Origin of the sequence: Clostridium brassicae, from assembly GCF_026738875.1 — a bacterium.
Classification (GTDB): domain Bacteria; phylum Bacillota; class Clostridia; order Clostridiales; family Clostridiaceae; genus Clostridium_H; species Clostridium_H brassicae.
Map to the genome: position 1 here is coordinate 1 of NZ_JAPQFJ010000009.1, position 18,527 is coordinate 18,527.

The 18,527-nt window shown below is 28.9% G+C and carries 7 protein-coding genes, 1 riboswitch and 1 other annotated feature; of the genes, 4 read left to right on the forward strand and 3 right to left on the reverse strand.

The window, feature by feature from the left end:
- Positions 1–380: 380 nt before the first annotated feature.
- A complete protein-coding gene (locus OW729_RS09835; RefSeq protein WP_268061327.1) occupies positions 381–2,273 on the forward strand; it encodes a YcaO-like family protein in 1,893 nt (630 codons plus the stop codon).
- A gap of 54 nt (positions 2,274–2,327) precedes the next feature.
- Here OW729_RS09835 and OW729_RS09840 read toward each other — a convergent pair whose 3' ends face one another.
- Both OW729_RS09840 and OW729_RS09845 read right to left on the reverse strand, forming a co-directional pair.
- A complete protein-coding gene (locus OW729_RS09840; protein WP_268061328.1) occupies positions 2,328–2,837 on the reverse strand; it encodes a hypothetical protein in 510 nt (169 codons plus the stop codon).
- 70 nt (positions 2,838–2,907) lie between these two features.
- Positions 2,908–4,269, reverse strand: a complete 1,362-nt coding sequence (locus OW729_RS09845; protein WP_268061329.1) for an MATE family efflux transporter — start codon at positions 4,267–4,269, stop codon at positions 2,908–2,910.
- A 209-nt stretch (positions 4,270–4,478) separates the two neighbouring features.
- A riboswitch (Lysine riboswitch) is annotated at positions 4,479–4,651 on the forward strand.
- 183 nt (positions 4,652–4,834) lie between these two features.
- On the opposite strand from OW729_RS09845, the gene OW729_RS09850 reads away from it, so the two are divergent.
- The 3 genes from OW729_RS09850 to OW729_RS09860 all read left to right on the forward strand — a co-directional run bounded on the left by OW729_RS09850 (position 4,835) and on the right by OW729_RS09860 (position 16,145).
- Positions 4,835–6,034: an aspartate kinase gene (locus OW729_RS09850; protein WP_268061330.1), complete on the forward strand. Its 1,200-nt coding sequence runs from the start codon at positions 4,835–4,837 to the stop codon at positions 6,032–6,034.
- Positions 6,035–6,059: 25 nt separating this feature from the next.
- A complete protein-coding gene (gene lysA / locus OW729_RS09855; RefSeq protein WP_268061331.1) occupies positions 6,060–7,361 on the forward strand; it encodes a diaminopimelate decarboxylase in 1,302 nt (433 codons plus the stop codon).
- A gap of 174 nt (positions 7,362–7,535) precedes the next feature.
- The gene (locus tag OW729_RS09860) at positions 7,536–16,145 is read left to right on the forward strand and encodes a GH36-type glycosyl hydrolase domain-containing protein (RefSeq protein ID WP_268061332.1); all 8,610 of its coding nucleotides are present in this window, start codon (positions 7,536–7,538) and stop codon (positions 16,143–16,145) included.
- 803 nt (positions 16,146–16,948) lie between these two features.
- On the opposite strand, the gene trpS is transcribed toward OW729_RS09860, so the two are convergent.
- Positions 16,949–17,953 (reverse strand): tryptophan--tRNA ligase, encoded by a 1,005-nt coding sequence (gene trpS, locus OW729_RS09865; protein ID WP_268061333.1) that lies wholly within the window; start codon positions 17,951–17,953, stop codon positions 16,949–16,951.
- A gap of 232 nt (positions 17,954–18,185) precedes the next feature.
- Positions 18,186–18,424, reverse strand: a binding site (T-box leader).
- Between the last annotated feature and the right edge of the window lie 103 nt (positions 18,425–18,527).

An 18,527-nucleotide genomic window follows, 5' to 3' on the forward strand; every position in this document is an offset into this window, starting at 1 on the left:
CATAACAAAACTGGCAAAACTAATTGCTAACGCACTCTATACCCCTAAATATATACAATTAAAACTTAACATATGAAGTTAAATACAATAAATTAATTAATGTAATATTATCCAAAACAGTAAATGGTATTTTACTTTTATTTAGTGTTGTCAAATTTAATTCTGTGGAATTATTCCAGTAGGCTCCGCCTAAAAATCTAGGCGACTATGGAATATATTGAATAATATTAACAGGTAATTATATGAAAATATAATTTTTATATTTGTACGAAATCTAGGTAATTAAAAATTTGAAATGCATAATAATGAAGTTGCTGTGTAGTTAATAGAATTTATAAAGTTAATATAAAATCTAGTCGAAATTAAAGAAGTTATATTTAATGAATGCAAAAAGTATACTTTATATGACAATAAATAATATGGAGATGGAAAATATTTATATGAATGATTCATTATGTGATAGGGAATATAAAGATGATCTACCATTAAACACAATAAATAGGATTAGAGATATACTAGGAAATTTAGATATTTTAACTACTGAAAGTGAATGGAAAAATTCCGCAAATGGATTTTATTCTGTAAGAGTATCGGTAGAAAATACTAATTTAGGAACTAATGGAAAAGGTGTTACTAAAGAATATGCATTAGCTAGTGCCTATGGAGAATTTATGGAAAGATTGCAAAATGGAACTTTTTTTAAACTATCTTTGGATATGAGCGAAGAAGCATTAAAGTATAAAGGATTCTATTATGCTCCTGATGAAAGATATTGTACTATTGAAGAATTATTAAATAGTAAAGATGAGTGGATTAGAATACAATTAAATAACTTAGATAATACAATAGATAAAAAGGAATTATTAGAGAAGTGGTTAGGAGTTTCATATGAAAAAGTATCTTCTGATTTTGCATGTTTGCCATATATAAATTTAGTAAGTGGTAAAATTTCTTATATACCTATAAAAATGATTTCAAAAATGTATATGTCTAATGGTATGTGTGCTGGAAATACTATCGAAGAGGCGCTCATTCAAGGGTTATCTGAAATTTTTGAAAGGGTTGTTAATAAAGCTATTATAAAAGAAAAGATAATACCACCAACTATTCCAGTGAGTTATCTAAAAAATTTTCCTAAAATTTTTTCTATGATTAAAGAAATAGAAAGTAGAGGAAATTTTAAAGTTATTATTAAGGATTGCTCTTTAGAAAAAGGATATCCTGTTGTAGGAATAATATTTATAAATAAAGATAGCCAAGACTATTTTATAAAGTTTGGTTCACATCCTATATTTGAAATTGCCGTAGAAAGAACTTTAACAGAACTTTTACAAGGACAAGATATACACAACATGATGGGACTAAAAAGTTTATCTTATAAAAGTGAGATTAAAGATGATGAGCAAAATTTAATAAATATACTTACTAATGGATCTGGAATATATCCTACAGAATTGTTTAGCAATGAGTTTACTTATGAATTTAAAAAGCTTCATGATATTAAAGTGGATAGTACCAACAAAGAATTATTAAGGTATATGATTAACCTATTAAAAAATAAAGGCTATGATATTTTGATTAGAGATGTGTCATATTTAGGTTTTCCTAGTTACCATATAATTATTCCAAGATTTAGTGAAATTGAAGTAATAGATGATTTGGATACAATACAACAATATTCTAAATACAATGAAATTAAATTGTATATTAGAAATTTAGATAAGATATCTGAAAAAGAGTTACAGGAACTAGTTAGTTACTTTAATGAAATACAGTATAGTAGATATGCTTCTATAACAGAACTATTGAGTATTCCTGTAAATAAATTATTTTCTTGGTACTATTCAAATATAGATTTATTTTTATGTGCTATATACTATAAAATGGGTAGGTTTTATGAGGCGTACAAACAACTTGATAAGTATTTAAGTTATGTTAAAACCGATTCTTATAATGATAATATACAAACGTATTATAAATGTGTTAGAGATTATATAGGAACACGTATAGATAATCTGAGTGAGAATAGTATACTCGATATATTATGTAAGTTTTATCCAGACATGATGGTTAAAGAGATTATGATGATTTTTAACAATGAAAAAAATATTTTTACGCAATATGGACAGATAAAATGTTGGAATTGTAAAGACTGTGATTTTAAAAATGTTTGTATGTATCCTTTAATAGAAAAGATTTATAAAAATTTGAAAGATAAATATTTAATGAATCAAATAAATCAGAGAAATATTATACAAGAATTAAATGTGTAAAAAATGTGAGCAAAGTAATTTGCTCGCATTTTTACATAACAATGAAATTAATATTTAATCATCATAATCATCATCATTCATATCCATATCGTATGATCCCATAGCATGCATACAGTGCATTGATTGCATAGCATGCATTGGTTGCGTTGGTTGCATAGGACACATAGAATGCATAGCATGCTGCATAGGTTGCGTTGGTTGCATAGGACACATAGACTGCATAGCATGCTGCATAGATTGCATTGGTTGCATAGGACACATAGACTGCATAGCATGCATAGATTGCATTGGTTGCATAGGACACATAGACTGCATAGCATGCATAGATTGCATTGGTTGCATAGGACACATAGACTGCATAGCATGCATAGACTGCATTGGTTGCATAGGACACATAGACTGCATATTATGCATAGATTGCATTGGTTGCATAGGGCACATTGATTGTATATCATGCATGGATTGAATTGGTTGCATAGCATGCATTGATGACATACCTTGCATAGAATCCTTTGCTTCTTTAGATTGATCTGAGTTCATACAATACATGGAGTATGTTTCCATAAATACACCTCATAAATGATTTTTGTACATTAGTATTATATGAGTTCTCCAAAATTTAGTTACTTTAAAATTACAATTCGTAATTATAATATACATTAAGCTTTTTTAGTTGTCTCTTTAATATAGGCAAAGTAATAATAACAGATAATATATCAGCTAAAGGAAAAGATAACCATACTCCAGTTATGTTGAGATTGTACATTTCGGGTAATATTAAGACTAGAGGAATAAATAATATTACTTGTCTCAATATAGAAAGAATAAATGAAGTAAGAGCTTCACCTAAAGCTTGTGAAAGGCCTAATCCTGTCATTTGTATGCCTAAGAGAGGTGTTGCCAATATAACTATTCGTAAGGCCTTAACACCATGAGAGAGTAGAGAAGGATCATTATTAAATAGTTTGATTATTCCACTAGGGAATAATTCTCCAAAAACAACACCTAAAGAGGTGATAATAGTTGTATAAATTATTACAAGTCTAATAGTTTTCTTTATTCTAGGTATATTATTACAGCCAAAATTATATCCAACTATAGGTTGCATACCTTGAATAATTCCATTAATGGGCATAAATAATAACAAAGTTACCTTGTATATTATTCCATAAACTGCAATAGCTAAATCGCCACCATATAATCCTAGAATATGGTTTAAAAAAATTGTAACAATGCTTCCAGATACTTGAACAGCAAACGCGGAAAATCCTATACCTATAATTTCCTTGATAATATTCTTTTGAGGTATAAGGTATTTAGGATGTATTTTTAAGCTGGTTTTATTACTTTTTAGATAAGATAGTATATAAATAAAAGAACCTAGTTTAGACAGAATAGTGGCTATAGCAGCTCCTTTGATTCCCATATATAATTTAAATATAAAGATATAGTCTAAAAATATGTTTAATAAGAATCCTATTATCATTGATATCATTGCATCTTTTGCATTTCCTTCAGATCTTATTATATTGTTGCATGAAACACAAAATGGAAAATATAAGCTTCCAATAAACATTATTTTTGCATAATCTTTTGCATAAGGAAATATATTATCTGTTGCTCCAAAGAAGGTTATTATTGGCGAAGTGAATGTATAACCTAAGATAGAAAAAATTATACCTAAAATACTTACGCAGAAAAAAGAATTACCTGCTATATAATTTATTTTTTCTAAGTCTTTTTTCCCAAGGTTTCTTGATATCATTGAAGAAGAACCTATTCCAATTAAAAGAGAAAAGGATAAAATAATTATTTGAATAGGAAGTTGTATAGCTATTCCAGCTATGCCAAGAGTACCTACTCCTCTGCCTATAAAAATAGTATCTACGATGTTATATAAAGCGTTTACAATCATAGCTATTGTAGCAGGCAAAGCTAATTTTAAAAGTGAATTATTGATATTTCCTTTTGATAGTAATTCTTCTCTTTTATTCATTTATATACTCCTATATAATTTATAGTAAATTTAGTACCTTTAAACAAATATAAGTAAATTGGAAATTTTCAAACCATAGTCTAATATTATTATACTTCATATGGTGCATATTCTTAACAGATTACTTTAATTTTAAAATTTAATATTTTAAAGTATTGCATAATTATAAAACCTATGTTAAACTAAGTACAATTTAATAAAGATTAGTTACCTAGGGTAGAGGTGCTGTAATTAATAGTATCTATTTGAAGTCGACAGATGATGATATTTAGAGAAAGGAATTACAGCCGAAGAAAGTAAATTGGTAAATTTACTTTCTGGGGTTGCACAAAATATGTGTAATGCTGTCATGCAATTAATTGTGTGGAGAGCTACAGGGTACACTGATTGCGGAGATTATATACATATTATTGTTAAATAATTGCAGCAAGAGTGTTCCTTGCTGCAATTATTTTTTTTTATTTTCAAAACTAATTTATATTACATTATATGCACGTAATAAATAATTATATTTGAAATGAATTAAGATGCCTAGGTACATCATATCACATGGGGGGCATAAAATATGGCTATGATTGTACAAAAATATGGAGGAAGTTCTGTTGCAACTACAGAAAAAATTAAAAATATTGCCAAAACATTAGTAAATAGAAAAAATAAAGGGGACGATTTAGTAGTTGTTGTTTCTGCTATGGGAGATACTACAGATGATTTGATATCTTTAGCTAAAAATATAGCTAATAATCCAGACAAAAGAGAATTAGATGTCTTGATGTCAACAGGAGAAATGATGAGTGCAGCTCTTTTATCTATGGCTATTAAAGACTTAGGATATGATTCTGTAAGCTATACAGCATATCAAATAGGTATAAAAACAAAGGGGCAGTATGGTAAATGTTTAATAGATGACATAGAGTCAAAAAAAATAATTAGTAGTATTAAAAAGGGTAAGATCATAATAGTAGCAGGTTTTCAGGGGATAAATGAATGGGGAGATATAACTACTTTAGGTAGAGGAGGTTCAGATACTACAGCTGTTGCTTTGGCAGTAAAGTTAAATGGTATTTGTGAAATTTATACTGATGTTGATGGAATATACAGTGTGGATCCAAGAAAATATAAAAATGCACAAAAGCTAGATTTTATAGATTATGAAGAGATGTTAGAATTATCAAGTCTAGGAGCGCAAGTTATGCATTCTCGTTCTATAGAATTAGCTCAAAAATATGATATTCCTGTATATGTTGGATTAAGCAATGGCAATATTAAGGGCACAATTATTAAAGGGGGAAATAAAATGAATTTAGAGAGTAAACCAGTTACAGGACTTGCTACAAGTGATGATGATATTGCAGTAACTTTAAAGGAGATAGATGCTAATATAAATATACTTTCTAGTTTATTTGAAACAGTTGCTAATAGAAAAATTAATATAGATATGATAAGTCAGACTTCTCCTGTAAATGGTAAAGTAAATGTATCTTTTACTATACCAAAAGATGAAGAAAAAGAATGCATGGATATAATTAAAAACTTTTCAGAAGAAAAAAATATTGCAATAGATAGTAATATAACTAAATTTTCTATTGTTGGTATAGGTATGAAAACAACTTCTGGGGTAGCATCAAGAATGTTTAAGTTGTTTAGTGAGAATAGCATAGAAGTCAAGATGATAACAACATCGGAAATTAGAATAACATGTACTATAAATCAAAATGATAAAAATAAGGCAATAAAAATTGTAGCTGAAGAGTTTAAATTATAAGTATTTTGAAATGGGGGCTAAAAATATGAGATTATTTGGAAGTATGAAGGTAATAAATGATGAATTATACATTGGAGAAATCAGTACAGTTAATTTATCAAAAGAATTTGGAACACCGCTATATGTTATGGATGAACAACTTATACGTGAAAATTGCAGACGATACTATAATAGTTTTAAAGCTGTAGATGGAGTTAACAGGGTAGCTTATGCAGGAAAAGCATTTTTAACAATGGCTATGTGTGAAATTATTGCTGAAGAAGGGCTTTGTCTTGATGTAGTATCAGGTGGGGAACTTTATACAGCTTATAAAAGCAAATTTCCTATGGAAAATATATATTTTCATGGTAACAATAAGACTATTGATGAGATTGAAATGGGGATTAAATTAGGTGTTGGAAGATTTGTTGTTGACAATTTTTATGAAATTGAAAAAATAAATGAAATAGCCAAAGAACTTAATAAAAAACAAAAAATACTTTTAAGGATTACACCAGGAATCGAAGCTCATACTCATGATTACATTAAAACAGGACAAATAGATTCTAAGTTTGGGTTTACTTTACTTCAAGATGAAACAATTAAGGCAGTGGAAAGAGCAAACTTACTTGAAAATATAGAGCTTATGGGATTTCATTGTCATATAGGTTCTCAAATTTTTGATATTCAGCCTTATCGTGATGAAGTTAATATAATGTTAGAATTAATTAAAGAAGTAAAAGAAAAATTAGGATATGAAATTAAGGAATTAGATTTAGGCGGAGGATTTGGAATATATTATCAAGATGGAGATGATCCGAGGGAACCAGAGCAATTTTGCAATGCTATATTAGAAGAAGCCTATAAGAAAGCAGAAGAACTTGATATGAAATTACCTATACTTACAATAGAGCCAGGTAGGTCTATTATTGGAAATGCGGGTACAACTTTGTATACTGTAGGTTCTATAAAGGATATACCTGAAGTAAGAAAGTACGTTTCGGTTGATGGAGGAATGACTGATAATATAAGACCAGCTTTATATAATGCAGGATATGAGTGCTTAGTAGCGAATAAAGTATCTTATTCAAATGAAGAGAAAGTAACTATTTCAGGTAAATGTTGTGAGTCTGGAGATATATTATTAAATGATGTGTATATACCGAAAACTGAAAGTGGAGATATATTAGCTGTTTTAACTACTGGAGCTTATGGATATTCTATGGCAAGCAATTATAATAAAATACCTAGGGCGGCTGTAGTTTTAATTAAGAATAATGATGCTAAAGTTATATGTAGACGTGAAACTTATGAAGATTTAATTTCAAATGAAGAAAGTATTTATTAACAAAGTCAGTCAAATTCAATAAAATATATTAAACAAATAAAGGATATATTCTGAGCTTTTTCAGAATATATCCTTTATTTAATTTTTTGTTTAATATTAGCTATTTCCGGGAACAATATCTTAGGCATTAATTTTTGAATTAAATATGATAAAGGTAACAAAGGAGTGACGGAAATGCAGTATATTTTACTAGTTATAGCTATAGTAATAATTGTATTACAGTATATTTTGTTTTATGAAAATAGCGAAAAAGATGAAAATATTTTATATGATTTTCCAGTAATAGATATAAATAAAGAAGAACTTGATAAACATGCGTTAGACATATCAAACAATTCTTCTAATGAAAAAAGAGCAAGTTCTAGAAGAAAACTTATTAAAAGTCTAGACAAAAGCTATGAAAATATTATAAAAGGATATGAATACATAGAGGATAATGCAAAATATAAAAAGGATGTACCACCTGCTGCTGAATGGCTTTTAGATAATTTGTACCTTATAGAAAAAGAATATAAACATATCAAGTATAATATGCCAAATAAGTATTATAAACATTTGCCTGTTATTAGTAAAGGAATGATGAAGGGGTATCCAAGGATATATCACATTGCTGTTGAGTTAGTATCTCATACAGATGGAAGAATAGATGAAGATACCGTTGAAAGATTTATAAAAGCGTACCAGAGCAATACTATTTTATCTAGCGGAGAATTATGGGCTTTACCGATAATGCTTAGAATAGCATTAATACAAAACATAGGAAATATAACACAAAATATTGTTTTTTCTCAAGAAGAAAAAAGAAGAGCAGATCATATTTCAAATAGATTAATAGATGCTTTAGGAGATAATAGAATTGAAGAAGAAATGGAGAATTTGGTTAAGGAAGATGTAAAATTCACAGTTCATTTTACTGAAAGATTATTGAAAATTTTAAGAGATAATGGTATTGATACTCAATCTGTATATGAGTGGATAGATGAGAAGCTAGAAATTGAAGAGACGAATACAGAAAAGGTGATAAATTTAGAACACCAAAAGCAAGCTAAATTTCAATTTTCTATAGGAAATTCTATCAATTCCATTAGAGAAATAGAGGCATTAAATTGGAGAGAAAGTTTTGAAAAACTTAGCGTTGTAGAGAATGTATTAAGAAAAGATCCTGCACAAATTTATCCTAAAATGGATTTTGAGTCTAGAGATTATTATAGACATATGATAGAAATATTATCTAAAAAAATAAAAAAACCAGAATCATTTATAGCAAAAAAAGCTATTGAATGTGCTGAAGAGGCAGAAGAAATAAAGGGAGAAGAGTATAGAAAACATGTAGGATACTATATTTTTGATGATGGGTTAGAATGTTTAAAGAAAAAATCAGAGTTCTATAAAAAGGGAATATGCACATTTAAAGAAAATATTAAAAAAAATGCTGTTTTATACTATATAGGTACGATAGTTTTTTTTACTATTCTTATAATGTCTATATTCATGTCTCTCAGTTATTTTAATGATTCCGAGAGACAACTTTGGAGATATATCATAGCGGCTATAGTTCTTTTAATACCATGTAGTGAGATTGTTATATCAATTCTAAATTGGAGTGTCAATCATTTAATTGATCCTGATTTTATTCCTAAATTAGAGTTGATAAATGGAATAGGAGAAGAAAATAGGACTATAGTTGTTATTCCTACAATAATAAATAATTCTAAAAAGGCTAAAGAGTTAGTAGAAAATATGGAGGTTTATTTTTTAGCTAATTCTGATGAAAATTTATATTTTGCTCTCTTAAGCGATTTTAAGGATGGTAAAAGCAAAGAAGAAGAAGGGGATAAAGAGGTAGTTGAAACTGCTTTAAAAGAAATAAGGAAATTAAATGAAAAATATGCCCAAAATAGAGATGATATATTTTATTTTTTTAGTAGATATAGACAATATAATGAGAAAGAAGAAATATGGCTTGGATGGGAGAGAAAACGTGGGAAACTTATGGAGTTTAATAAACTCATAAGAGGAGATGAAAATACAAGTTATGATGTAATTAGTGGTGATATAAAGGAATTAAAAAAATCAAAATACATTATTACGTTGGATTCTGATACTGTTCTTCCAAGAGATAGTGCAAGAAAATTAATAGGTGCAATGGCACATGTTTTAAATGTACCTCATATAGAAAAGAATAGAAAGCGTGTGTATAGAGGATATGGACTAATGCAGCCTAGAATAGGAGTAAGCACAATAAGTGCAAATAAAACGCTATTCTCAAAAATTTTTTCAGGCGAAACAGGTATAGATATATATACAACGGCAGTATCTGATGTATATCAAGATTTGTTTAAAGAAGGTATCTTTACTGGAAAAGGTATATACCACATAGATAATTTTAATTATATGATTGATGAAGAGATTCCGGAAAACTCTATATTAAGCCATGATTTAATAGAAGGTGAATATACTAGATGTGCTTTAGTTACAGATATTCAATTAATAGATGGTTATCCAGCTTATTATAATGCTAGTTCTAAAAGGCTTCATAGATGGGTTAGAGGAGATTGGCAATTAATTCCTTGGCTTAGAAATAAAGAGTCTCTTAAACCTCTGTCTAAGTTTAAAATGCTTGATAATTTAAGAAGAAGCTTAATTGCGCCAGCTATAATAATTCTAATTGCACTATCATTTAATATTTTACCTGATGGAACAGATAAATGGATAATTGCTGCTATATTGGCTTTAATAACACCATTACTTTTTGATGTTACTGAAACAGTAACATCTCCAGTAAGAGGTTTAAATTTGTCAGGTCAAATAAACAATCGTAAAATAGCGTTAGAACAAGTATTTTTAATATTTTGTTTTTTACCATATAGAGCATATTTGATGATTGATGCTATAGTTAGAACTTTATATAGATTGTATATAAGCAAGAAAAACCTTTTAGAGTGGCAAACTGCTGCTGATGCTGAGGCTAAATCTGGCAAAGAAATAAAGGATTATGTAATGGCTATGTGGCAAGGAAGCTTAATTTCTGTAGCTATACTTATTTTAGCTTTTTTAAAGTCGCTAAACTCAGGATTACTTATGATGCCTTCTTGTATTTTATGGTTTATAAGTCCATATATAGCTTATTATATAAGCAAGGAATTTAAAGTTAGAAGTGAGAACTTTACAGATGAAGAAGAAAAAATACTAAGAAGAATGTCAAGAAAGATATGGGCCTACTTTGAAGATTTTGTGAATGAAGAGGAAAACTGGCTAGCACCAGATAATTTTCAGGAAGATCCTTCAAATGGGATTGCATCAAGAACATCTCCTACGAACATAGCTATGGGACTTACATCAAATTTAGTAGCTTATGACTTGGGTTATATAGGTATAAAAGAGAATATTGAAAGACTAAAAAATATTTTAGATGGAATGGATAAGTTAAATAAATATGGAGGACATTTTTATAACTGGTATGATACTAGGACTTTAGAACCGCTTTATCCTAAGTATATTTCAACAGTAGATAGTGGTAATTTGGTAGGATATTTATGGCTTTTATCAGAAAATTTACATCAATATAAAAATATGTCTTTACTAAATATGAGCATGGTAGATGGTATAAAGGATACCATTTATTTAGCTAATGAAGAATTAGAGAAGGTTTCACAATTAAAAGATTTTTATAAAGAATATATAGAAGAAATTGAAACTAGCAAGTTTGATGTTATTTTTTGGAGAAATTTTCTTTTGAGGATTTTAGGCAAAATTAACCAATTAGAGAATTCAGATAAATGTAATGAGCTTTATTGGAATGGTAAGTTAAAACATTTTGTTAATATGGCTTTAGAAGAAATAAAAGAATTTTTACCATGGGTAGATTCTATAGATGACAAAAATGACGAAACAAAAGAATTATGTGAAAGTTTAAGTTATTTAGCATCAAAAACTAGATTAAATTACTTTCAGTGCGAAGTTGATAATATATTAAAGACTTATCGTAAATTAAAAAAAGAAACAGGGGCACTATTAAAAAGTAGTAAGGATAAAGTAGAAAAATTATTGTTAGATATTGATGGCGTTAGAAAAAGAGTTAATGCAATAATTAAGGACACAGATTTTAGGATGCTTTATGATAAAAAAAGGGGACTATTTTCTATAGGTTATGATATTGAGAAAGATAGTCTTGGAAAAAGTTATTATGATTTATTGGCTTCAGAAGCAAGGCAGGCTAGTTTTGTTGCTATAGCAAAGGGTGATGTTGATCAGAAACACTGGTTTAATCTAGGAAGAGCTATGGCTATAATGGGAAGAAATAAAGGTCTAGTTTCTTGGAGTGGAACTATGTTTGAATATTTAATGCCTTTACTTATTATGAAGTCCTATCCAGGTACATTGCTAGATGTAACATATAAGTCTGTAATAGAAGGTCAAAAAAAATATTGCAGAAGAAAGAATGTACCATGGGGAATATCGGAATCGGCTTTTAGAAGTTTTGATGTAAGTAAAAATTATCAGTACAAAGCTTTTGGAATACCTGGAATCGGTTTAAAAAGAGGCCTTAAGAATGAGCTTGTAATATCTCCTTATTCTACACTTATGGCTTTACAAGTAGATTTAAAATCATCATTAGAGAATATAAAAAGACTTATAGGTGAGGGGTTGGAAGGAAGATATGGATTATATGAAGCTATAGACTATACTAAAGAAAGAATTCCTAAAGATAACAAAAAACCAATAGTTAAATGTTTTATGGTTCATCATGAAGGAATGAGTTTAATGGCTTTAGATAATGTATTAAACAAGAATATTTTACAAGAACGGTTTCATAATATTTCTGAAGTAAAGGCTACTGAACTATTACTTCAAGAAAAAGTTCCAAATAGAATAATATATGAAAGAGAACATAAATTTGAAGCATCAGATAGAAATTATGATAAACAGAATATAATATCAAGAAAATATAATACAGCAAAGACTATTATTCCAGAAGTTCATTTATTGTCTAATGGAAGATATTCTTTAATGGTTTCAAATAGTGGAAGTGGATATGGCAAAAAAGATGATATGACAGTTTATAGGTGGAAAGAAGATGTAACTTTAGATAGTAGCGGTATGTTTTTTTATATAAAGGATGTTAAAAGAAATGAATATTTTAGCGCAGCTTATGAACCGTGTAAAACAGAAGGAGATAGGTATGAAGTTATTTTCTCATTAGATAAAGCAGAATTTAAAAGAGAAGATAAAGAATTTTCAACTTATATGGAAATTGCAGTATCTAATGAGGAAGATGCTGAATTGAGAAGAATTTCTATTACAAACCATGGAGGAGAGGATAAGATAATAGAAATAACTAGCTATTGTGAAATAACTTTAGCTCCATTAAATGCAGATATAGTTCATCCATCTTTTAGTAATCTTTTTATTAGAACAGAATTTGTTTCAAATCCTGAGTGTATAATTGGAAATAGAAGACCAAGAGCTAAAGGACAAAATAAACCTTTTGTAGTTCAAACTGTTATTGTAGAAGGAAATGAAATAGGAAATGTACAGTATGAAACTAGTAGAGTTAATTTTATAGGAAGGGGAAAAAGTCTATCATCCCCAACGTCTATGGAAGGAGATACTCCTTTGCAAAATACAACAGGAGCAGTACTTGATCCTATAATAAGTATAAGGAAGAGAATCAAAATAGAACCTGGTAAGACATGTGTAATTGCTTATACTACAGCAGTTACTGACTCTAGAGAAAATGCTATTGAAATCTCAAATAAGTATAGAGATATAAATAATGTTAATAGAGTATTTGAACTAGCTTTAACACAAAATACAGTAGATATGCAATATTTAGGCATAAAATCTCCACAAGCTAACCTTTACCAAGTAATGGCGTCTAGAATATTATTCTTAAGCCCATTATGCGAAAGGCGTGCTCAATATATAATGAATGTAAAAAGAGGGCAGCAAGATTTATGGAAGTATGGAATTTCAGGAGATTTACCTATTGTCCTCGTTGTTATAAAGGAAGAGAAACATAAAGAAGCAGTAAGACAAATGTTAAATGCTCATGAATTTTGGAGTATAAAAGGGTTAAAAGTTGATTTAGTAATATTAAATTTACAAGAAACAGCTTATACTCAACCTTTACAAGATTCTATAAGAGATATTATTGCAACAAGTCATGCTAGGGATAGACAAAATAAACCTGGTGGAATATTTTTATATAACAAAGCTACTATGGAAAAAGAAGATATTGAGTTATTGTTAGCTATTTCTAGATTAGTTATAGAAGGAGATAACGGACTTGTTGTAAGTCAGGTAAAATTAGATTGTAAAGAAAATATAGATATTGAAGAACTTCCTGTTTTAGAGAAAGAATATAAATATAAACCTTACAAATTCCCTATGAATAAGCTTGAGTATTTTAATGAATTTGGTGGATTTGACTTAGAAGAAGATAAGTATGTGATAAGTATAAAAGGAGAAAAGAATACTCCTGCCCCTTGGATAAATGTTATAGCTAATAAAAATTTTGGTTTTCACGTATCTGAGAATGGATCAGCTTATACGTGGTATAAAAACAGTAGAGAAAATAAAATCACAACTTGGTCAAACGATTGGATAAGCGATCCAGCTTCAGAAATAGCTTATCTAAGAGATGAAGAAACAGGAGATGTATGGACAATTACACCAAAACCTATAAGAGATGATGAGGAATATATAATTGAGCATGGATTTGGATATTCCAATTTTAAACATTATTATAATGGAATAATTGGAGAAATGGCTATGTTTGTTCCAAAAGAAGAGAATGTTAAATTATGCAAAGTTACTTTGAAAAATAATTCTGATGAAGATAGACATCTTTCGCTAACTTATTATGCACAAGTTGTATTAGGAGTTGTACCACAGCATACGTATACTCATATAGTAACTTCTATAAATAAAGATAAAAAATATATTTGGGCTCAAAATCCCTATAGCCAAAATTTTGGAGATTTATATGCCTATTTAAAAATTATAGGTGGCGAAGATGAGAACTTTACAGGTAATAGAAAGGAATTTATAGGAAGAGGCAATAGTATAGAAAATCCAGAAGCTTTAAAGAAAGTTTCGCTTTCTAATACTTCAGGTGGAGGTTACGATCCATGTCTTTGTGAAAATACAAAGTTTACAATAAAACAGGGAGAAGAAAAAACACTTTTAATTCTTTTAGGTGAAGATGATAGTTTAGATAAAGTAGAAGAAATAATTTTAAAATATGAAAATATAAGTAGTGCAGAAAATGAGCTTAAGAATGTTAAAGAATATTGGAGAAATTTACTTCATACTATTAAAGTTAAGACACCTAATAAACCAATGGATATATTGTTAAATGGATGGCTTTTATATCAGACTATAGTATGTAGAATTTGGGCAAGGAGTGCTTTTTATCAATCAGGTGGTGCATATGGATTTAGAGATCAGCTTCAAGATATGATGGCAGTAGCATATGTAGATCCATCAATGACTAGAGAGCATATAAAATATAGTGCTTCTAGGCAATTCTTAGAAGGAGATGTTCAGCATTGGTGGCATCCAGGAGTTGATAGTGGTATAAGAACTAGATTTTCTGATGATTTGTTGTGGCTTCCATATGTTACAGCAGATTATATAAATAGAACTGGAGATTATAGTATACTTGATGAAGAAGCTTATTATTTAGAAGATAGGCCTTTAGAGGAAGGTGAAGATGAAAGATATACTATATCAAAACGCTCAGATACAAAAGGATCTATTTATGAGCATTGCATAAAAGCAATAGAAAGAGGATTAAAATTTGGACCTCATAATATACCATTAATGGGATCAGGTGACTGGAATGATGGTATGAGTGAAGTAGGTAATAAAGGAAAAGGTGAAAGTGTATGGTTAGGATGGTTTTTATATAGTATATTAGATAATTTTGAAGGTATATGTAAATGGAAACAAGATTCTTCTAAAGCTGAAAGGTATACTGAAATGAAAGAGTTTATAAGAGAAAATCTTGAGGAGAATGCATGGGATGGAAGTTGGTATAGGAGAGCTTATTTTGATGATGGTACTCCATTAGGATCAATAGAAAATGATGAATGTCAAATAGATTCATTATCACAATCATGGGCTATTATATCAAAAGCAGGCAATGAAAATAGAGTTAAAGATGCTATGAATGCATTAGAAAAATATCTAATAAAAGAAGATATAGGTATGGTATTTTTACTTACGCCTCCTTTTGATAATGGTAGAGAAGAACCTGGATATATAAAGGGATATGTCCCAGGAGTACGTGAAAATGGAGGGCAATATACTCATGCATCAACTTGGGTAGTTTTAGCTATGACAGAATTAGGTTATGGAGATAAAGCATTAAAAGTATATAATATGTTAAATCCAATAAACCATACAAAATCCTACTATGAATGTGAAAGATATAAAGTAGAACCTTATGTAATGACAGCAGATGTATATGGGAGAGAACCTCATATTGGAAGGGGAGGTTGGAGTTGGTATACAGGTACTTCGGGATGGATGTATAGAGTTGGTATTGAAGGAATATTGGGATTAAAATTTAAAGGCGAAAAAGGCTTTACTGTAGAACCATGTATACCTAGTGACTGGAAAGAGTTCGAGATTGAGTACACTAAAGGAGAGTGTAAATATATTATAAAAGTTATAAAAGGTAATACTAATAAGGTTAAAATTGATGGAAAAGAGTTGTTAGACAAAATAATTCCATACTTTGAGTCTGGAACTTATGAGGTGGAAATTACAATATAATAATGTTGCGACGTAATATTAGAGTAGAGACTAGTGAACAGAGAATAAAGAATAGTAGAGGATGATTTTCCTCCTAAAGTTAGAAAATCTTACAACTAAGTAAAAAATAAGAGCATAATGAAAAATTAATTTTTCATTATGCTCTTTGTAGTTAGTCTAAATAAAGGAGCTAATAAGCTCTTAAAAGCGGTATCTGGTGGAAACATTACTAAATTTTAAATTAAGCATTTTTATTTATAGTATATTCTACATAATAAAATAAATGTTAAGCCGTAGGCTGTAATAAGCTTTAATATTAAAGTAATATTATTGATATTGAGAATATAGATAGATTTATGTACTTTAAAATACTATTTATATCAGTACAGTATTATATATTATAAACCTTTTAATTTTAAATACTGATAGTTTGTTTTAAAATACTTTCTATTTAGTTTTAAGATTTTCTGACATAAGGAAGAAAATCATCCTTTAGGCTTCCTATCTCTCCCCAATATACATTTTAAACTGTATTATTCATGAAAAATCAAGGCATAGGAATAAGGTTTTCTTATATATGTAGTTAGTCAATTAAACTTTGAAGTAGCAACTAGAAATACTTAAGGTGTAGGTTTCTAAAAATGCGTAATTGTCGGAACGGACTCCGACAGCCGAGCTGGGGAATGGACTCCCCATAGCGAGGGTAGCATTTTTAGAATAATACACCTTTAGTATTTCTTTGCCTTCTGAAGGTTTAATGGATAACTACATATATTTAGAAAAACCTATTTCTATGCCGTTACTCATTCCGTTGTAATATTATTCTAGCGCGGAATAAATCCTATTTTCTTTTGAACTTTTCTAAGAGTTTTATTAGCGATGTAATTTGCTTTTTCTGCTCCAGTCTTATATATATTTTCAAGGTAAGTTTTATCTGAAATTAAGTCATTAACTTTTTTTTGAATTGGCTCTAATTCAGAAACTATTGCTTCTGCAACATCATTTTTAAACTGAGCATATCCCTGACCTTCATAATCTTTTTCTATTTTTTCAAAAGATTTACCAGTAATTACATTTAGTATAGTCATTAAATTCTTTATTCCTGGTTGATCATCAGAGTATTTAACTATACCGATACTATCGGTAACAGTTCTGCTTATTTTTTTTCTAATAACTTCTGGTGGATCCATAATTAAAATATAAGAATTAGGATTATCAGAAGACTTAGACATTTTTTTACTAGGGTCCTGTAAGTCCATAATTTTTGCTCCTGCTTCAGGAATGTATGGATCAGGAATCTTGAAAGTAGGGCTATATGCATTGTTAAATCTTTCAGCTATATCACGAGTTATTTCTAGGTGTTGTTTTTGGTCTACACCTACAGGAACTAAATCAGCTTGATATAACAAAATGTCTGCAGCCATTAATACAGGGTAATTGAAAAGACCAGCACTTATATGGTTACCATATCTTTGTGATTTGTCTTTATATTGAGTCATTCTACCTAATTCACCCATATATGTATTACAGTTTAAAAGCCATCCAAGTTCGCTGTGAGCAGGTACATGAGATTGAATAAATAATGTGTTTCTATCAGGATCAATTCCTGCAGCTATATATATAGATAAAAGTTCTAGAGTCCTTCTTCTTAAATTTTTAGGTTCTTGTTTTACAGTTATAGCATGTAAATCAACTATACAAAAATAACAATCATATTCATCTTGAAGTTTTACCCAGTTTTTTAATGCTCCTAAGTAGTTTCCTAAAGTAAGATTTCCAGATGGTTGTATCCCACTAAAAATTACTTGTTTTGATTCTTGTTGTTCCATAAGAATACCTCCTATTTTATTTTCAAATTTTCCATATCTGTCTTATCTATGATATTTGATAATGGATTAATGAAACTCATATTCATATATTTAAATGAATAAGCGATTTACATAAAGTTAAAAAGTTGATTTGTTGTCTAAGCTTCAGATGGAGTAAAACCATTTGCGAAGCTTAGAATATTTTTATTAAAATTAATATTAAAAAATAAACACCCTATACAACATTATTGTTGCATAGGGCGTATTATATACGCGGTACCACCTAATTTTGAAAAACAAAGGTTTTTCCTCATTAAAGACACTAAATTCGTATCTTGCCTTTATAACATAAGGCTAACGTGTAAAGCTACTTAAAGTTCACTTTCAATCTCCAAGATCCATTCAGCTTAATCATAATTGTTGTATTTCCACCATCTACAACTCTCTGAAAATCTGTTTTAAAGCCTACTTACTTCTCTTCATTGATTAATCTTCTATTTTTACATCTAATATATGCTTATTATAAATTTTTGTCAAGATTAATTTTATAAGTAGTGCAAAATGAAACTTAAACATAGTTATGTAAGTTTGTAAT